Origin of the sequence: Pseudomonas sp. NPDC089530 (assembly GCF_050280705.1) — a bacterium.
Lineage (GTDB): Bacteria > Pseudomonadota > Gammaproteobacteria > Pseudomonadales > Pseudomonadaceae > Aquipseudomonas.
In genome coordinates, this window is sequence record NZ_JBNNVU010000014.1 from 54,019 (window position 1) to 69,567 (window position 15,549).

Below are 15,549 nucleotides of genomic sequence, written 5' to 3' on the forward strand. Positions count from 1 at the left end.
CGTGGCTTATGACTCGATTTTCAAACCCGACCTGTTCGCCGGCCAGACCATCATTGTCACCGGCGGCGGCAGCGGCATCGGGCGTTGCACCGCCCATGAACTGGCAGCCCTCGGCGCCCATGTGCTGCTGGTGGGGCGCAAGGCGGACAAGCTTGAGAAGGTCGCTGCCGAGATCGCCGAAGACGGCGGCCGGGCCAGCGGGCATGCCTGCGATATCCGCGACGAGGAGGCGGTCAAGGCCCTGGTCGGCGAGCTGATCCGCGAGCACGGACCGCTGCACGGCCTGGTCAACAACGCCGGCGGGCAGTACCCGGCGCCCCTGGCCTCGATCAATCAGAAAGGGTTCGAGACCGTGCTGCGCACCAACCTGGTGGGCGGTTTTCTCATGGCCCGGGAAGTCTTCAACCAGTCCATGAGCAAGCACGGCGGCAGCATCGTCAACATGCTTGCCGACATGTGGGGCGGCATGCCCGGCATGGGCCACTCCGGCGCCGCCCGTTCGGGGATGGACAATTTCACCAAGACCGCCGCCTTCGAATGGGGCCACGCCGGGGTGCGGGTCAATGCCGTGGCGCCGGGCTGGATCGCCTCCAGCGGCATGGACACCTACGAAGGCGCGTTCAAGGCGGTGATCCCGACCCTGCGCGAACATGTGCCGCTCAAGCGTATCGGCACCGAATCGGAGGTCAGCGCCGCCATCGTCTTCCTGCTCAGCCCGGCGGCGGCCTTCATCAGCGGCAGCACCCTGCGCATCGACGGCGCCGCCAGCCTCGGCAACCGCGCCTGGCCGCTGCACAAGGCGGCCCACAGCCAGTCCTACAACGGCTTCCACCGCGCCTACCTGCCGGATGTGCTCAAGGCCGACTCACTCAAGGACGGGGAGTAAAACATGCCAGTCCTCCACTCCCAGCTCGATCCGCACAGCCCGCAATTCCTGCAGAACCGCGAAGCCCTGCTCGCGGGCCTGGCACAGGTCCGCCAACTGGAGCAGAACCTGCTGGCCAAGGCCGCCGAGGCCAAGGCCAAATTCGACAAGCGTGGGCAACTGCTGCCCCGCGAACGCCTCAACTTGCTGCTGGACCCCGGCGCGCCCTTCCTCGAACTGGCGGGCCTGGCCGGCTACAAGCTGCACGACGACAAAGACGGCAGCCAAGCCGGCGGCGGGCTGATCGCCGGCATCGGCTATGTCTGCGGCGTGCGGGTGCTGGTGGTGGCCAACAACAGCGCGATCAAGGGCGGCACCATTTCCCCCAGCGGCCTGAAGAAGTCCCTGCGCCTGCAGCAGATCGCCATGGAAAACAAACTGCCGGTGGTGACCCTGGCCGAAAGCGGCGGCGCCAACCTCAATTACGCGGCGGAGATCTTCGTCGAAGGCGCGCGCAGCTTCGCCAACCAGGCGCGCATGTCGGCCATGGGCCTGCCACAGATCACCGTGGTGCACGGCTCGGCCACCGCCGGCGGGGCCTACCAGCCGGGGTTGTCGGACTACGTGGTGGTGGTGCGCGGCAAGGCCAAGCTGTTTCTCGCCGGGCCGCCGCTGCTCAAGGCCGCCACCGGCGAGGTGGCCACCGACGAGGAACTGGGCGGCGCCGAAATGCATGCCCAGGTGGCCGGGACCGCCGAGTACCTGGCGGAAAACGACGCTGACGGCGTGCGGATCGTGCGTGAGATTGTCGCCGCCCTGCCGTGGAATGCCCGGCTGCCGCTGCAGCCGCCCCGCCCTTATGCGGAGCCGCTGTACCCCATCGACGAGCTGTTGGGGTTGATCCCCGACGATCCGAAAAAGCCCTATGACGCCCGGGAAATCGTCGCGCGCATTGCCGACGGCTCGAACTTCCTCGAATTCAAGGGCGAGTTCGATCAACAGACCCTGTGCGGCCACCTACAGATCCAGGGGCGCCCCTGCGGCTTTATCGGCAACAACGGGCCGATCACCCCGCAAGGCGCGAGCAAGGCGGCGCAGTTCATTCAGTTGTGCGACCAGAGCGACACGCCGCTGCTGTTTTTCCACAACACCACCGGCTTCATGGTCGGCACCGAGTCGGAACAGCAAGGCGTGATCAAGCACGGTTCCAAGCTGATCCAGGCGGTGGCCAATGCCCGGGTGCCAAAGCTGACGATCGTGGTCGGCGGTTCCTACGGTGCCGGCAACTACGCCATGTGCGGCCGCGGCCTGGACCCGCGCTTCATCTTCGCCTGGCCCAACAGCCGTACCGCGGTAATGGGCGGCGCCCAGGCCGGCAAGGTGCTGCGCATCGTCACCGAAGCCAAGCATGCCAAGCAGGGCCAGGCCGCCGACCCGCAGATGCTGGATATGCTGGAACAGGTCACCGCGCAGAAACTCGACAGCCAGTCCACGGCCTTGTACGGCAGCGCCAACCTGTGGGACGACGGCCTGATCGACCCCCGGGATACCCGGACCCTGCTCGGCTATCTGCTGGATATCTGCCACGAGGCGCAAGTGCGTCAGCTACACCCCAACAGCTTCGGCGTCGCGCGGTTCTGACAGGGGCAACAGGGTTCAGGGATTGCGTCACTCAACTTGAGGAGAACGATAAAAATGATCTTCACCCAGGAACATGAAGAACTGCGGCGCACGGTGCGCAACTTCGTCGAGCGCGAGATCAACCCCCATGTCGAGGAATGGGAAAGGGCCGGTCGTTTTCCGATCCACGAGATCTTCCGCAAGGCCGGCGCGCTGGGCCTGCTGGGCATCTCCAAGCCGGAACAGTTCGGCGGCATGGGCCTGGACTACAGCTATTCGATAGTCGCCGCCGAAGAGTTCGGCACCATTCATTGCGGCGGCATCCCGATGTCCATCGGCGTGCAGACCGACATGTGCACCCCGGCCCTGGCGCGCTTCGGCTCCGACGAGCTGCGCGAAGAATTCCTGCGCCCGGCCATCAGTGGGGAAATGGTCGGCTGCATCGGCGTCTCCGAAGTCGGTGCCGGCTCGGACGTGGCCGGGCTCAAGACCACGGCGCGCAAGGACGGCGACGACTATGTGATCAACGGCAGCAAGATGTGGATCACCAACTCCCCCAGCGCCGACTTCATCTGCCTGCTGGCCAACACCTCGGACGACAAGCCCCACGTCAACAAGTCGCTGATCATGGTGCCGATGCACAGCCCCGGCGTCAGCCTCAGCCCGCACCTGGACAAGCTCGGCATGCGCAGCTCGGAAACCGCCCAGGTGTTTTTCGACAATGTGCGCGTGCCCCAGCGCTATCGCATCGGCCACGAAGGCGCCGGCTTCATGATGCAGATGCTGCAGTTCCAGGAAGAGCGGCTGTTCGGCGCGGCCAACATGATCAAGGGCCTGGAGTACTGCGTCGACAGCACCATCGACTACTGCAAGGAGCGCCAGACCTTCGGCAGCGCACTGATCGACAACCAGGTGATCCACTTCCGCCTGGCGGAGCTGTCGACCGAAATCGAATGCCTGCGGGCCCTGGTGTACCAGGCCACCGAGCAGTACGTGCGGGGCCAGGACGTCACCCGCCTGGCGTCCATGGCCAAGCTCAAGGCCGGGCGCCTGGGCCGCGAAGTCAGCGACAGCTGCCTGCAATACTGGGGCGGTATGGGCTTCATGTGGGACAACCCGGTGGCCCGCGCCTACCGCGACGTGCGCCTGGTGTCGATCGGCGGCGGCGCCGACGAAATCATGCTGGGTATCATCTGCAAACTCATGGGCATCCTGCCGGGGAAACGCAAATGAGCCGCTTGCCCGCCTGCGAAACCCTGTTGCTGGCGCCCCGCGGCGGCGTCCTGCACATCACCCTCGACCGCCCGGACAGCCGCAATGCCATGAGCCTGCAGATGGTTGCCGAACTGCGCGCGGTGCTGGCGGCGGTGCGCGATGACCGCAGCATTCGCGCCCTGGTCCTGAGCGGTGCCGGCGGGCACTTCTGCGCCGGCGGCGACCTGAAGGACATGGCCAATGCCCGCGCCCAGGGCGCCAGCGCCTACCGTGAACTGAACCGGGCCTTTGGCAGCCTGCTGGAAGAGGCCCAGCACATTCCGCAGGTGCTGATCGCGGTGTTGCAAGGCGCGGTGCTGGGCGGTGGCTTCGGCCTGGCCTGCGTCAGCGATATCGCCATGGCCGACCATCAGGCGCAGTTCGGCCTGCCGGAAACCAGCCTCGGTCTGCTGCCGGCGCAAATCGCCCCGTTCGTGGTCAAGCGTATCGGCCTGACCCAGACCCGCCGGCTGGCGCTGACCGCCGCGCGTTTCGATGGCATTGAAGCCGAGCGCCTGGGCCTGGTGCACTTTGTCGAAGACAGCCCGCAGGCCCTGGCCGAACGCCTGGATGAAGTGCTGGCCCATGTGCTGTGCTGCGCCCCCGAGGCCAATGCCGCGACCAAGGCGCTGTTGCTGGCCAGCACCGAGGAACCGCTGGCACCCTTGCTCGACCGCGCCGCGGAGCAGTTCAGCGCCGCCGTCACGGGCGCGGAAGGCATCGAAGGCACCATGGCCTTCGTGCAGAAACGCAAACCGGCGTGGGCGTCATGAATTGCTCGCGATAAATCCGCCAAGCCACCACCGACTTCAGGAACCTGCCCCATGCCCGCCTTCAACAAGATCCTGATCGCCAACCGCGGTGAAATCGCCTGCCGCATCCAGCGCACCGCCCAAGCCCTGGGTTATCGCACCGTGGCGGTGTTCAGCGATGCCGACGCCGAGGCGCTGCATGTGCGGATGGCCGACGAGGCGGTACGTATCGGCCCGGCGGCGGTGCAGCAGTCCTATTTGAATATCCCGGCGATTCTCGACGCGGCCCGGCGCACCGGCGCCGATGCCTTGCATCCCGGCTACGGCTTTCTGTCGGAGAACGCCGAATTCGCCAGCGCCTGCGCGGCCGCCGGCATCACCTTTATCGGTCCCGGCGCCGAGGCCATCGAACTGATGGGCAGCAAGCGCCTGTCCAAGCTGGCGATGCTCGCCGCGGGCGTACCCTGCATCGCCGGCTATCAGGGCGCGGAACAGGACGACGCCACCCTGCAACGGGAGGCCGAACGCATCGGCTACCCGCTGATGATCAAGGCCAGCGCCGGTGGCGGCGGCCGCGGCATGCGCCTGGTGCAAGGGGCCGATGAACTGCTGGCCCAGGTGCGCACCGCCCGCTCGGAGGCCCTGCACGCCTTTGGCAGCGACGAGTTGATCCTGGAGCAGGCGCTGCTCGAACCGCGGCATGTGGAAATCCAGGTGTTCGGCGACCACCACGGGCGGCTGATCTACCTGGGCGAGCGCGACTGTTCGATCCAGCGCCGGCATCAGAAAGTGGTCGAGGAAGCGCCCTGCCCGGTGCTGACCGCCGAGCTGCGCCAGGCCATGGGCGAGGCGGCGCTCAAGGCGTGCCGGGCGGTGAATTATGTCGGGGCCGGTACCGTGGAGTTTCTGCTCGATACCCGGGGCCGCTTCTATTTTCTGGAAATGAACACCCGGCTGCAGGTCGAACACCCGGTCACCGAAATGATCACCGGGCTGGACCTGGTGGCCCTGCAACTGCAGGTGGCCGCCGGGCAGCCGCTGCCCCTGCGCCAGGACCAGGTGGAACTCAAGGGGCATGCCATCGAAATGCGCCTGTATGCCGAGGACCCGGCGCAGGGCTTCCTGCCGCAAACCGGGCAGGTACGACGCTGGGAACCGGCGCTGGGCCCCGACGTGCGCATCGATCACGGCCTGCTGGAGGGCCAGGACGTCAGCCCGTTCTACGACCCGATGCTGGGCAAGCTGATCGCCCATGGCGCCACCCGCGAAGAAGCGCGGCGCAAGCTGTTGCGGGCGGTCGAGGACTCGGTACTGACGGGGGTGGCGAGCAACCAGAAGCTGTTGGCGAACCTGCTGCGCCATCCCGGTTTTGTCAGCGGTGAATTCAGCACCGCCTTTATCGCCGAACATTTCGCCGACGACTCCAGCTTGAGCCCGCAACCACCCAGCGGCAGCGAACTGGCCCTGGCCGCGGCGCTGTTCTATCACCATGCGGCCCAACCCCATGGCGCGGCGCTGGCCGGCTGGCGCAACAACGCCAGCGTGCCGCTGAGCTATCGCCTGGGTTGCCCGGAAACCGCCTGGAATCTTGAGCTGAATCACCAGGAAGCCGGAACGCTGCGGATTCGACACGCCGACGAATGCTTCGAGGTGCAGCTGCTGGACGCCGACGGCCGTTGGGCCTCGGCCGCCATCGACGGCATCCGCCGCCGCTACGCCTATACCCTGGAAGCCGGGCAGCTCTGGCTCTTCACCCGGCCCGGCAGCCTGCATCTGCAGGACCTGACCCACGCCCCGATCGCCAGCCAGGCCAGTGCCCACAGCGGCACGCTCAGGGCACCTATGGACGGGGCCATCGTCGACGTGCTGGTCAGCGAGGGCGCGACGGTCAGCAAGGGGCAACTGCTGCTGGTCCTGGAGGCCATGAAAATGGAGCATCCGCTGAAGGCCGGGATCGATGGTGTGATCACGCGGCTGCAGGTCGACCTCGGCGACCAGGTGAAAAACCGCCAGGTGCTGCTGGAGGTGGAATAAGCCGCTAGGCGGATACGCCGGGTTTGGCTACCCTCAAGCCTTATCGGGACGTTGACGCTGGAGCCTGTAATGCCCCACTGGTTGGTAATTGATCTGGAAGCCACCACGGATGAAGGAGGCTGGCCGGTGACCGACATGGAAATCATCGAGATCGGCGCCACCCTGGTCAACCGCGAAGGGCGTGAAATGGATCATTTCCAGCGCTTCGTGCGGCCGCTGCGGCGGCCGATGCTGACCCCCTTCTGCCGTGAACTGACCCACATCACCCAGGCCCAGATCGACGGCGCCCAGCCGTTGAGCGAGGTCTGGCCGCTGTTCGAACGCTGGCTGGGCCAGCATCATGGGCGCCTGGAAGGCTGGGCCAGCTGGGGCGACTATGACCGCAAGCAGCTGCTGCAAGAGTGGCAACGCTCTCAACTGCACAGCGTCCTCGCCCAGTTGCCGCACATGAACCTCAAGCAACGCTTCGCCAAGGCGCGCCGCCTCGAGCGCCCGCTGGGCCTGAACGGCGCGCTGCAACTGGCCGGGCTGCAGTTCAGCGGCCAGCAGCATCGCGCCCTGGAAGATGCCCGCAATACAGCGCGTTTATTGCCGCTGATTCTTCCTGGCTGATCCTTGAGCGCAACAGGTGACGCCCCCGAAGGCCTTGTGCATACTGGCCGGCCTTTTTGACCCCTTTTTGAGGAATCGCCCATGTTTAAAGTCAACGAGTACTTCGACGGCACCGTCAAGTCGATTGCCTTCGGCACGGCCGAAGGTCCAGCCACCATCGGCGTCATGGCTCCGGGCGAATACGAGTTCGGCACTGCACAACGGGAAATCATGCACGTGGTGTCCGGCGCCCTGACCGTCAAGCTGCCGGGCAGCAGCGAGTGGGAAACCTTTGCCGCCGGCAGCCAGTTCAACGTACCGGCCAACAGCAAGTTCCAGCTCAAGGTCGCCGTCGACACCGCCTACCTGTGCGAATACCGCGGCTGATCCCTCCGGGGAACGGCTGACCGGCAACAAAAAATGCCCGTATCTCGCGATACGGGCATTTTCGTTTCAGCGCCGCCGACTATTCCAGCACGGTAACCGGCATGCCGACTTCCAGCCGGCTACTACCATCGTTCACCAGGTTCTGCCCGAACATAGCCCCCTCCTCTTGCGCCCGATACTGCTGCAGCGTAGCCAGCGGTTCCCGATCGGCGCTGCGCTCGCCGGTCTGCGGATCGATGGTGGTGAGGATGCAACGCGCACACGGCTTGACCACCCGGAACTCGAGATCGCCAATGCGGATGCGCTTCCAGCCATCTTCGGCAAAGGCCGGGAAGCCCTCGATCACCAGATTGGGGCGAAAGCGCAGCATCTCCAGCGGACGGCCGACACGACTGGAAAGGTCTTCCAGGGACGATTCGCCAATCAGCAACAGCGGAAAGCCGTCGGCAAAGGCCACCTGATCGTCATCCTTGCCGTAGCCGGCCTGGGTGGTACGTGCACGGTCCAGGGGAACCTGGACCAGACGGGTCGGCTTGCCGACGAAATCACTCAACCAGGCATGGGCCTCGTCACCGGCATCCGGCACCCGCAGGGTGTCACGCCAGATGGTCACCCCACGCAAGGGCGCATCCGCGCCAGGCAAGGGCACATCGAGGGAGGGGTAACCGGGCGCGCTGAGGGTCAGCCCACCCTCGGCGTTCCACAACGCCGACAGCTGGCTCATATGCGGCACCGCGCGCTGGGTCAGGAAACGCCCGCTGGGTTCGTCGACCAGCATCCAGCGTCGGTCCCCTTCCAGCCCCAGCTTGTCCAGTGCGACCTGTTGCAAGGACTCCCCCCTGCCGGACTTCAAGGGGTATCGATAAAGCGCGCTGAGACGCATGGCCAGCTCCCTGTTTGCAAAAAAGCAACCTTATACGAGCCGACCCGCGAATCAAAGAAACACCTGCGCCGCAGACATCACTGCGGCGGTAATGCCCCTCAGACGGGAGCTTCGTCCAGGACCAGACGCTGGCGCACCACGTCGACCAGCTTGTCCGGCTGGAACTTGGAGAGGAAGTTGTCGCAACCGACCTTCTTCACCATCGACTCGTTGAAGCTGCCGGACAACGACGTATGCAGCACCACATAAAGGCCACGCAGGCGCGGGTCGTTGCGGATTTCGGTGGTCAGGCGATAGCCGTCCATTTCCGGCATCTCGGCGTCGGTGAACACCATCAGCAGCTTATCGGTCATGTCGACGCCGGTATCGGCCCAGGCCTTGAGCATCTTCAAGGCCTTCAGGCCGTCGCTGGCGATGTGCATCTTCACCCCCAACTGGCCCAGGGTGTCGCGCAGTTGCGACAGGGCCACGTTGGAGTCGTCCACCAGCAGCACTTCACGGCCGCGGGCACGTTCGAGCAGCGGATCGTCGAGCTTGTCACGCGACACCTTGGCGTTGTACGGGACGATTTCGGCGAGGACTTTTTCCACGTCGATGATCTCGACCAGTTGATCGTCGACCTTGCTGATCGCCGTCAGGTAATGCTGGCGCCCGGCGCTGGTCGGTGGCGGCAGGATGGCTTCCCAGTTCATGTTGACGATGCGGTCGACACCGCCCACCAGGAAAGCCTGCACCGAGCGGTTGTACTCGGTGACGATAATGGTGCTGTTCGGACCTGGAACCAGCGGCCGCATGCCGATCGCCTGGGACAGGTCGATGACCGGCAGCGTCTGCCCCCGCAGGTTGACCACCCCACAGACGAAAGGATGGCGCTGGGGCATCAGCGTCAGCTTCGGCAATTGCAGGACTTCCTGCACCTTGAACACGTTGATTGCAAACAACTGTCGCCCGGCCAGACGGAACATGAGGATTTCCAGGCGATTCTCACCCACCAGCTGCGTGCGTTGATCTACCGTGTCGAGAATGCCGGCCATGTAATGACTCCTGGGCTTGTTCTGATGAATTCACTAACGAGGGTTATCGGCGGAATTCGCCGAATCTTGACCCGCTTACAAAATGCCACGCAAAGGCATTGATGTCACATTAACATCATGCTTTACTGGCTTCGCGACTTCATCCGCTCAAACTCACCCGGCGTGACCTTAATTTCGACGCCGGGTTCCCCTGTATAAGGGAATCCCCTAGCAACAATCAGGACCGACCTGATATTCGCAATATCCAATAGCCATTAATGTGACGCCATTCTCATTGCATGAATGGAGTCAGGCTTTTGTTTGTGATCGCAGGAAGATGGCCTGGTGCCCTTTCGAGCCCTACCGCCTCCGCTGTCCAAGCGTTGCCGCCGCTACTCCGTGGCCGGCGTGCCGCCGGCTGCAGTTCCACTGCACTCTGGCAAGTCGGACTAAACCCACCTGAGCCGTCCTCGTTTACCAAGAACCAATCAGATTCGTCCTATATCCCACGGCATAACCGGCGTACTACCTTACAGCCGCTCACAAAACGCACCATTCCATCATCTGACGTGGCGTCGTGGAGACAAGCATGTTGATCGACGATAAAGAGTGGCACCTGTCATCTGACTTTCTGCTCGAGGCAGAAGCCCTGCTGGCCAAGTCGGTGGAGTGCCTGAACCATCTCAATCTGATCAGGAACGATCAGGACGCAATCGATTGCATGCTGTCCACCCTGCTCAAGCTTGCCGAGAAAACCGACGCGCTGGCGCTGTGCTGCACCGCTGAATTCTCGCGCCAGGTTCATGCCTTGCTGGATCACTCCCACCCTTATCCGGACATGAACGAGCAGCTCCTCGGCACCCTCAGGGATTGCTTCACCCTGATGGCCTGGCATCTCGAACTCGTCGACCCCATTACCGGCCAACTGAACCTCGACAACAACGAGCAGGCCACGCTCATCGAATCCCTCGCCGTGCAAATCGACCCGCAGCACGCGCCCCTGTCCTGCCAGCCGCCTTCGTTTAACGTTTTTTCAATCGCCAAGAGAAACGCGTAAGAAAAGCCCGTGGTTAATCCATAACTTCGGGCGCTGGAAGTATTGTTGTATTGACCCGCATCATGTCGTTATTCAATATTTCATGCCTGTTAACGACAAAGCCAATTAGCACAATTAAATAATACCGACATCAAGTGTTTGGACTTCCCCCTGCCCGTTGGCTCAAGGCGGGATACCATCAGTGTTTCAGCGTGGCCAGTTAAAACAAGCAAACCGGAACATACGTTCCAGAAGGCAATATTCCTGACCAACTGGACATATATGGAGACGCGACCAACGGTAGCTAAAGTGATACTATGCCCGCCACTCGACGATGCACTTAATGGCAATGTGATTGCAGATTGATCCTGTTACACACCGAACCCGTGCAAGACTTGCTCACAACGACATAGACCGCGTTAATTGAAGTCGCCTACTCAAACAATACCGTTTTCCAAACAGGGGCCTGTCAGTCGCCTTGACCGGTCTCCCCGCAGTGAACACTCATTGGCTCCATCTGCTATGTACGCCAGCCTCAAGTCAATCGCCACCTGGCTTCGATCCCGGAAAACACTGCGCTGGCTCAACCTGTTGCTGTGCTCAGGCTCGGTAATTGGAAACCTGGCCGCCTACTGGCTGTCGACTACCTTTCCCCTGAGCCTGCTGATCCTGAATCTGGCGGCCCTGGCCAGTGTCTGGGCCTACTACGGCGACTCGCGCAAATCGATCAAGTTCCAGCCCCAGGAACTGGCGGAGCGCTTGTTGGAAGTACAGGAAAACGAGCGCCATCGACTCAGTCGGGAACTGCATGACGATATCGGCCAGTTGCTGACGGCCGCCAAGTTGCAAAGCGAATGGTTGAAGCGCCGCCTGCCCGAAGACCTGCAGCAGCACTGCACGGCACTCCACAGCACACTGGAAGAAACCCTGACCAAGGTGCGCGACGTATCGGCGATTCTCAAGCCGCGGCAACTGGCCAGCCTGGGCCTGGAAGCCAGCCTGCGGGCCCACTTGCTGAAAACCCTGGAAAACACCTCGGTGCACTGGAGCCTGGAATGCAAGCAAGGGCTCGCGGGCATCCCCGAGGAGATGGCGGTGGCGGCCTTTCGTATCACCCAGGAAGCCGTCACCAACATGCTGCGTCACGCCCAGGCGAATAACCTGCTGGTACGCCTGCAACGCCTGCCCGAAGGGCTGTCACTGTTTATCAGCGACGATGGCCTGGGGTTTTCCCCGGTCGCCAATCCGGGCGAACAGGGCCAGCGCGGCATGGCGGGCATGTCGGAAAGAATCGCGCAACTGGGTGGAACCCTGAAGGTTTCCAGCCAGCCCGACCAGGGCACACAAATCGAAGCACTTTTCCCCTGGGCCCCTCGCGCACTCGAACGGGCCAGTACGAATAAGGTTTTACATTGACCTGCAACTTACTTCTGGTGGATGACCACTCGCTCATCAGGGCCGGCGTGCGTGCCCTGGTCATGGACATTCCTGGCTATGCCGTGACCGGCGAAGCCAATGATGGCGCGCAGTTGCTGGAAATGGTCGAGAAGCTGTCTCCGGACATCATCCTGCTGGACATTTCCATGCGGGACGTCAGCGGCCTCGAAGCCCTGAAGAAACTCAAGGTCGTGCGCCCGCAAAGCAAGGTGCTGATCCTTTCGATGCACACCGACCCGGCCCTGATCATGCAGGCCCTGGAGTCTGGAGCGCACGGTTATCTGCTCAAGGACACCACCGCCAACGAACTCGAGCATGCGCTCGACGCCTTGCGCAACAACGAGCGCTACCTCAGCCCGGCCATTGCCCATACGGTGATCAACCAGGCGCTGATCCGTGTGCAGAAACCTCATCCAGAGCCCGTCGACACCCATAACCTGACCGCGCGCCAGCTAGAGATCCTGCGCCTGATCGTGCGCGGCAAATCGACCCGGGAAATCGCCCACGGGCTGGGCCTGAGCATCAAGACCGTGGAAACCCACCGCTCGCAGATCATGAAGCGCCTGCAGATCTACGATGTGGCCGGCCTGGTCCTCTTTGCCGTCCGCGAACAGATCATCAGCCTCGACGATTAACACGCCAGGCTCCACTCCTGCCAGCAGAGGGTCCTTGAAGGATGTTGACCCTCGCCCCGCGCCCTCTCCCCCCGAAAAAACCGACCGCCACGGGATCAATGTGCCTCTCTCAGGCCCACTGCTGACGGGTCGGTAACTTTTCTGACCAAAGATTGAGAATCACCTGAATTGACCCCTGACAACCAATCAAGGAATGTTCAGGGCAGGCGAACAACGCCTCAAAAACAGGGAAACGAAAGACCATGGATGACAAGAAATGCTTTGAAGGCTCGAACTCCAGGCTCAATCGGCTTGAAGGGAGCATCCTGCTGAGCACGGGTAAACACCCGGAACTGAGTGCCCATCAAGCAGGCTCCCACGAGCACGAACATCAGCCCGATAGCCGTCTTCATACCTGGCTCAAAAAACTCGCATGGGTAGTGGCCTATGCCGGGTTTCTATCGGCGCTGCTGTCCTGGGGCCTGAACAGCCGTTTTGGCCTGCTGATTCTTTTACTGCTGCGTTGATGGCCGGGGCCTGGAGGATGGGCCCGGCCACACCGACCAGGTCCGCCTCCCCTGGCGTCAGCCCAGGACTTCGCTCAACGGAATGAAGTTGACCCAATCACCCTCGGCCAGCATTCGCCCTTCCAGCACCTCGACCAAGCCTTCCGCCCAGGCGGCACTGCGCAGGACGCCGGAACTCTGGTTGCGATAGATCACGGCCTTGCCCTGCTCCAGACGGCCACGCAGGTATTCACGTCGATTCCCTGGCTTCGGCCAGGTAAACCCGGCAGGCACCCGGAACTGCAAAGGCTGCAGCTCTTTTACCCCCTGGCGCCGCAAAATATACGGTCGGGCCAACAGGGCAAAGGTCACCAGCGTCGAAGCCGGATTACCGGGCAGGCCGATCACCGGCACACCGCGGAAGTGCCCAAAGGTCAGCGGCTTACCCGGCTTGATCGCCAGCTTCCAGAGGGCCAGCTCACCCTCTTCTCTCAGGGCGATGCCGAGGAAGTCAGCCTCGCCCACCGAGACACCGCCGGTGGACAGGATCAGATCCACATCCGCCAACTCGGCAAGGCGCTGTCGGGTCATGGGCAGATCGTCCGGCAGGATTCCACCGTCGATCACCTCGCAGCCCAGTCGCTGCAACCAACTGCACAGCAGGACCCTATTGCTGTTGTAGATCTGCCCCGGGCCGAGTGCCTGCCCAGGCTCTACCAGTTCATCGCCGGTGGAGAGCACGGCGACCCGCACCCGGCGCACCACCTCCAGCTCCGCACGCCCCAACGAAGCCGCCAGCCCCAGCTCGATCGGCCCCAACTGCGTACCCGCCACCAGCACACACTCGCCGACCGTGGTTTCCTGGCCTTGGGGGCGAATGTTCTGCCCCGGGCGGAGCGGCTCGGTAAAAGAGACCCGCTCATCGAGCTGAACCTGTGCGTTTTCCTGCATTTCCACGCAGTCAGCCCCCGCCGGGACCGGGGCGCCAGTGAATATGCGCGCGCAAGTGCCAGACGCCAAAGGCTCGGGTGCCTGCCCGGCGAAGATCTTCTGGCTGACCGCAAGGGGCTCGCCGGTCCAGTCCTCGGCACGCAAGGCATAACCGTCCATGGCACTGTTCGGCCAGGGCGGAAGATCCAGGGTGGAGATCAAGTCGTCGGCCAATACCCGCCCTTGAGCCGCCGCCAACGGCAGCCGCTCATGCTCGAGGATGGGCGCAGCCTCGGCCATCTCCAGCAAACGGGCCAGGGCCACCTCGACCGGCATCAAGGCACCGGTCTTGCCCGGCTTACCCACGGGATTCACAAGGCGCTGCCTGTTTCAGGTGGGCGACGAAATTGCACGGGCGATGCCGCGCGTCCAACTGCTCGGCCAGGATGCCGTCCCAACCGGTACGCACAGCGTTGGTCGAACCCGGCAGGCAGCACACCAGCGTGCCATTGGCCAGGCCGGCCAGGGCGCGGGATTGCACAGTGGAGGTGCCGATATCGGCCACCGAGATCTGACGGAACAACTCGCCAAAACCGTCGACCTGCTTGTCCAGCAGGCAAGACACGGCTTCCGGGGTGCTGTCACGGCCAGTGAAACCGGTGCCGCCAGTGATCAGCACCACCTGCACCAGATCGTCGGCGATCCAGGTCGCCACTTGTGCGCGAATCTTGTAGAGATCGTCCTTGAGCAGGATGCGCGCGGCCAGGTTATGGCCAGCAGCGTTCAGGCGATCGACGAAGACCTGGCCGGACGTATCGGTCTCCAGGGTCCGGGTATCACTGACAGTCAGTACCGCAATGTTCAGCGGTACGAAAGGTACATCAGCCTTGGCTTTCATAGGCTCGATCCAGTTGTAGGAGAAACGGCCCGGTGTTATATCACAGCCCTCTCTTTGACCGCCCCTGTGGAGACGTGCCATGACCCCGCTTGCAGACTTGCCACCCTGCTCCATTCTGCTCCTGGCGGGTGGGCGTGGCCAACGCATGGGCGGCCGGGACAAGGGGCTGATCGAGTGGCAGGGCCAGCCCTTGATCACTCACCTGCATCGGCTGACCCGCGGCCTGAGCGATGACCTGATCATTTCCTGCAATCGCAATCGGGAACAGTACGCGCCTTACGCCGATCAATTGGTGCAGGACGACAGCACCGACTTCCCGGGGCCGCTGGCCGGCATCCGGGCCGGGCTTGCCGTCGCCCGGCATCCCTGGATGCTGGTATTGCCCTGCGATGTGCCACGCATCGATGCCCCCCTGCTCGAAGCCATGCGCCAGGCCGCCAGCCAGCATCCGGACAAGCCACTGATGCTACGCCACGGCGAGCATTGGGAACCGCTGTTGTGCATCATTCCGAGCACACTGCTCGGCGCCTTCGACGCGGCCTGGCAAAAGGGTGAACGCAGCCCCGGACGCCTCATGCGCGGACTGGGTGCCCAGGCCCTGCAATGTCCGGCAGACGATCCGCGGTTGGCTAACCTGAATACGCCAGAGCTGTTAAGCCAGCACCACGGCGTGTCAGAATGCCGCTAATTCAAGGAACTTGCAGGCGTTGCATACGTCTCAAGAACAGC

16 protein-coding genes are annotated in these 15,549 nt (G+C 63.3%); 12 read left to right on the top strand and 4 right to left on the bottom strand.

Features of this window, described 5'->3' with window-relative positions:
• Position 1: 1 nt before the first annotated feature.
• The 7 genes from ACQKQA_RS08300 (at position 2) to ACQKQA_RS08330 (ending at position 7,503) form a co-directional block, all read left to right on the top strand.
• Positions 2 to 886: an SDR family oxidoreductase gene (locus ACQKQA_RS08300; protein ID WP_427555385.1), complete on the top strand. Its 885-nt coding sequence runs from the start codon at positions 2 to 4 to the stop codon at positions 884 to 886.
• Positions 887 to 889: 3 nt separating this feature from the next.
• Complete coding sequence (atuC, locus tag ACQKQA_RS08305) at positions 890 to 2,506, top strand: geranyl-CoA carboxylase subunit beta (RefSeq protein ID WP_427555388.1); 1,617 nt, start codon at positions 890 to 892, stop codon at positions 2,504 to 2,506.
• A 54-nt stretch (positions 2,507 to 2,560) separates the two neighbouring features.
• Positions 2,561 to 3,718: a citronellyl-CoA dehydrogenase gene (atuD, locus tag ACQKQA_RS08310; RefSeq protein ID WP_427555390.1), complete on the top strand. Its 1,158-nt coding sequence runs from the start codon at positions 2,561 to 2,563 to the stop codon at positions 3,716 to 3,718.
• On the top strand, positions 3,715 to 4,512 hold the full coding sequence (locus ACQKQA_RS08315) for an enoyl-CoA hydratase/isomerase family protein (protein WP_427555393.1): 798 nt from the start codon (positions 3,715 to 3,717) through the stop codon (positions 4,510 to 4,512). Before atuD ends, ACQKQA_RS08315 begins: the two co-directional genes overlap by 4 nt.
• Positions 4,513 to 4,563: 51 nt before the next feature.
• Entirely contained in the window at positions 4,564 to 6,525 is a 1,962-nt protein-coding gene (locus ACQKQA_RS08320) for an acetyl/propionyl/methylcrotonyl-CoA carboxylase subunit alpha (protein WP_427555395.1), read from the top strand.
• Positions 6,526 to 6,594: 69 nt separating this feature from the next.
• Positions 6,595 to 7,137: an exonuclease domain-containing protein gene (locus ACQKQA_RS08325; protein ID WP_427555397.1), complete on the top strand. Its 543-nt coding sequence runs from the start codon at positions 6,595 to 6,597 to the stop codon at positions 7,135 to 7,137.
• Positions 7,138 to 7,218: 81 nt separating this feature from the next.
• The gene (locus ACQKQA_RS08330; protein WP_427555399.1) at positions 7,219 to 7,503 is read left to right on the top strand and encodes a pyrimidine/purine nucleoside phosphorylase; all 285 of its coding nucleotides are present in this window, start codon (positions 7,219 to 7,221) and stop codon (positions 7,501 to 7,503) included.
• 79 nt (positions 7,504 to 7,582) lie between these two features.
• Here the strand turns inward: ACQKQA_RS08330 and ACQKQA_RS08335 are convergent, their stop codons facing one another.
• Complete coding sequence (locus ACQKQA_RS08335) at positions 7,583 to 8,386, bottom strand: MOSC domain-containing protein (RefSeq protein WP_427555401.1); 804 nt, start codon at positions 8,384 to 8,386, stop codon at positions 7,583 to 7,585.
• A gap of 98 nt (positions 8,387 to 8,484) precedes the next feature.
• Positions 8,485 to 9,420 (bottom strand): chemotaxis protein CheV, encoded by a 936-nt coding sequence (locus ACQKQA_RS08340; RefSeq protein WP_427555404.1) that lies wholly within the window; start codon positions 9,418 to 9,420, stop codon positions 8,485 to 8,487.
• Between the two features lie 568 nt (positions 9,421 to 9,988).
• Between ACQKQA_RS08340 and ACQKQA_RS08345 the strand changes: the two genes are divergently transcribed.
• From ACQKQA_RS08345 to ACQKQA_RS08360, 4 genes are all read left to right on the top strand, one after another.
• Positions 9,989 to 10,456 carry a hypothetical protein gene (locus tag ACQKQA_RS08345; RefSeq protein ID WP_427555406.1) on the top strand — a complete coding sequence of 156 codons (468 nt, stop codon included), beginning with the start codon at positions 9,989 to 9,991 and terminating at the stop codon, positions 10,454 to 10,456.
• 501 nt (positions 10,457 to 10,957) lie between these two features.
• Positions 10,958 to 11,851, top strand: coding sequence for a sensor histidine kinase (locus tag ACQKQA_RS08350; protein ID WP_427555469.1), 894 nt, complete (start codon positions 10,958 to 10,960; stop codon positions 11,849 to 11,851).
• Positions 11,848 to 12,507, top strand: a complete 660-nt coding sequence (locus tag ACQKQA_RS08355) for a response regulator (RefSeq protein WP_427555408.1) — start codon at positions 11,848 to 11,850, stop codon at positions 12,505 to 12,507. The genes ACQKQA_RS08350 and ACQKQA_RS08355 overlap by 4 nt, the downstream gene beginning before the upstream one ends.
• Before the next feature lie 242 nt (positions 12,508 to 12,749).
• Entirely contained in the window at positions 12,750 to 13,013 is a 264-nt protein-coding gene (locus ACQKQA_RS08360) for a hypothetical protein (RefSeq protein WP_427555410.1), read from the top strand.
• Positions 13,014 to 13,070: 57 nt separating this feature from the next.
• On the opposite strand, the gene ACQKQA_RS08365 is transcribed toward ACQKQA_RS08360, so the two are convergent.
• Both ACQKQA_RS08365 and moaB read right to left on the bottom strand, forming a co-directional pair.
• Complete coding sequence (locus tag ACQKQA_RS08365; protein WP_427555412.1) at positions 13,071 to 14,297, bottom strand: molybdopterin molybdotransferase MoeA; 1,227 nt, start codon at positions 14,295 to 14,297, stop codon at positions 13,071 to 13,073.
• Positions 14,281 to 14,820, bottom strand: coding sequence for a molybdenum cofactor biosynthesis protein B (gene moaB / locus ACQKQA_RS08370; RefSeq protein ID WP_427555414.1), 540 nt, complete (start codon positions 14,818 to 14,820; stop codon positions 14,281 to 14,283). Before moaB ends, ACQKQA_RS08365 begins: the two co-directional genes overlap by 17 nt.
• 79 nt (positions 14,821 to 14,899) lie before the next feature.
• Between moaB and mobA the strand changes: the two genes are divergently transcribed.
• Positions 14,900 to 15,508: a molybdenum cofactor guanylyltransferase MobA gene (gene mobA / locus ACQKQA_RS08375; RefSeq protein WP_427555416.1), complete on the top strand. Its 609-nt coding sequence runs from the start codon at positions 14,900 to 14,902 to the stop codon at positions 15,506 to 15,508.
• The last annotated feature ends 41 nt before the right edge of the window (positions 15,509 to 15,549 follow it).

Excerpts from the sequence above, each read along its gene's own strand:
- atuD (WP_427555390.1), top strand. The coding sequence starts at position 2,561 with ATGATCTTCACCCAGGAACATGAAGAACTGCGGCGCACGGTGCGCAAC.
- ACQKQA_RS08315 (WP_427555393.1), top strand. The coding sequence starts at position 3,715 with ATGAGCCGCTTGCCCGCCTGCGAAACCCTGTTGCTGGCGCCCCGCGGC.
- ACQKQA_RS08340 (WP_427555404.1), bottom strand. The coding sequence starts at position 9,420 with ATGGCCGGCATTCTCGACACGGTAGATCAACGCACGCAGCTGGTGGGT.
- mobA (WP_427555416.1), top strand. The coding sequence starts at position 14,900 with ATGACCCCGCTTGCAGACTTGCCACCCTGCTCCATTCTGCTCCTGGCG.
- ACQKQA_RS08350 (WP_427555469.1), top strand. The coding sequence starts at position 10,958 with ATGTACGCCAGCCTCAAGTCAATCGCCACCTGGCTTCGATCCCGGAAA.
- ACQKQA_RS08345 (WP_427555406.1), top strand. The coding sequence starts at position 9,989 with ATGTTGATCGACGATAAAGAGTGGCACCTGTCATCTGACTTTCTGCTC.
- moaB (WP_427555414.1), bottom strand. The coding sequence starts at position 14,820 with ATGAAAGCCAAGGCTGATGTACCTTTCGTACCGCTGAACATTGCGGTA.
- ACQKQA_RS08330 (WP_427555399.1), top strand. The coding sequence starts at position 7,219 with ATGTTTAAAGTCAACGAGTACTTCGACGGCACCGTCAAGTCGATTGCC.
- atuC (WP_427555388.1), top strand. The coding sequence starts at position 890 with ATGCCAGTCCTCCACTCCCAGCTCGATCCGCACAGCCCGCAATTCCTG.
- ACQKQA_RS08360 (WP_427555410.1), top strand. The coding sequence starts at position 12,750 with ATGGATGACAAGAAATGCTTTGAAGGCTCGAACTCCAGGCTCAATCGG.
- ACQKQA_RS08320 (WP_427555395.1), top strand. The coding sequence starts at position 4,564 with ATGCCCGCCTTCAACAAGATCCTGATCGCCAACCGCGGTGAAATCGCC.
- ACQKQA_RS08335 (WP_427555401.1), bottom strand. The coding sequence starts at position 8,386 with ATGCGTCTCAGCGCGCTTTATCGATACCCCTTGAAGTCCGGCAGGGGG.
- ACQKQA_RS08325 (WP_427555397.1), top strand. The coding sequence starts at position 6,595 with ATGCCCCACTGGTTGGTAATTGATCTGGAAGCCACCACGGATGAAGGA.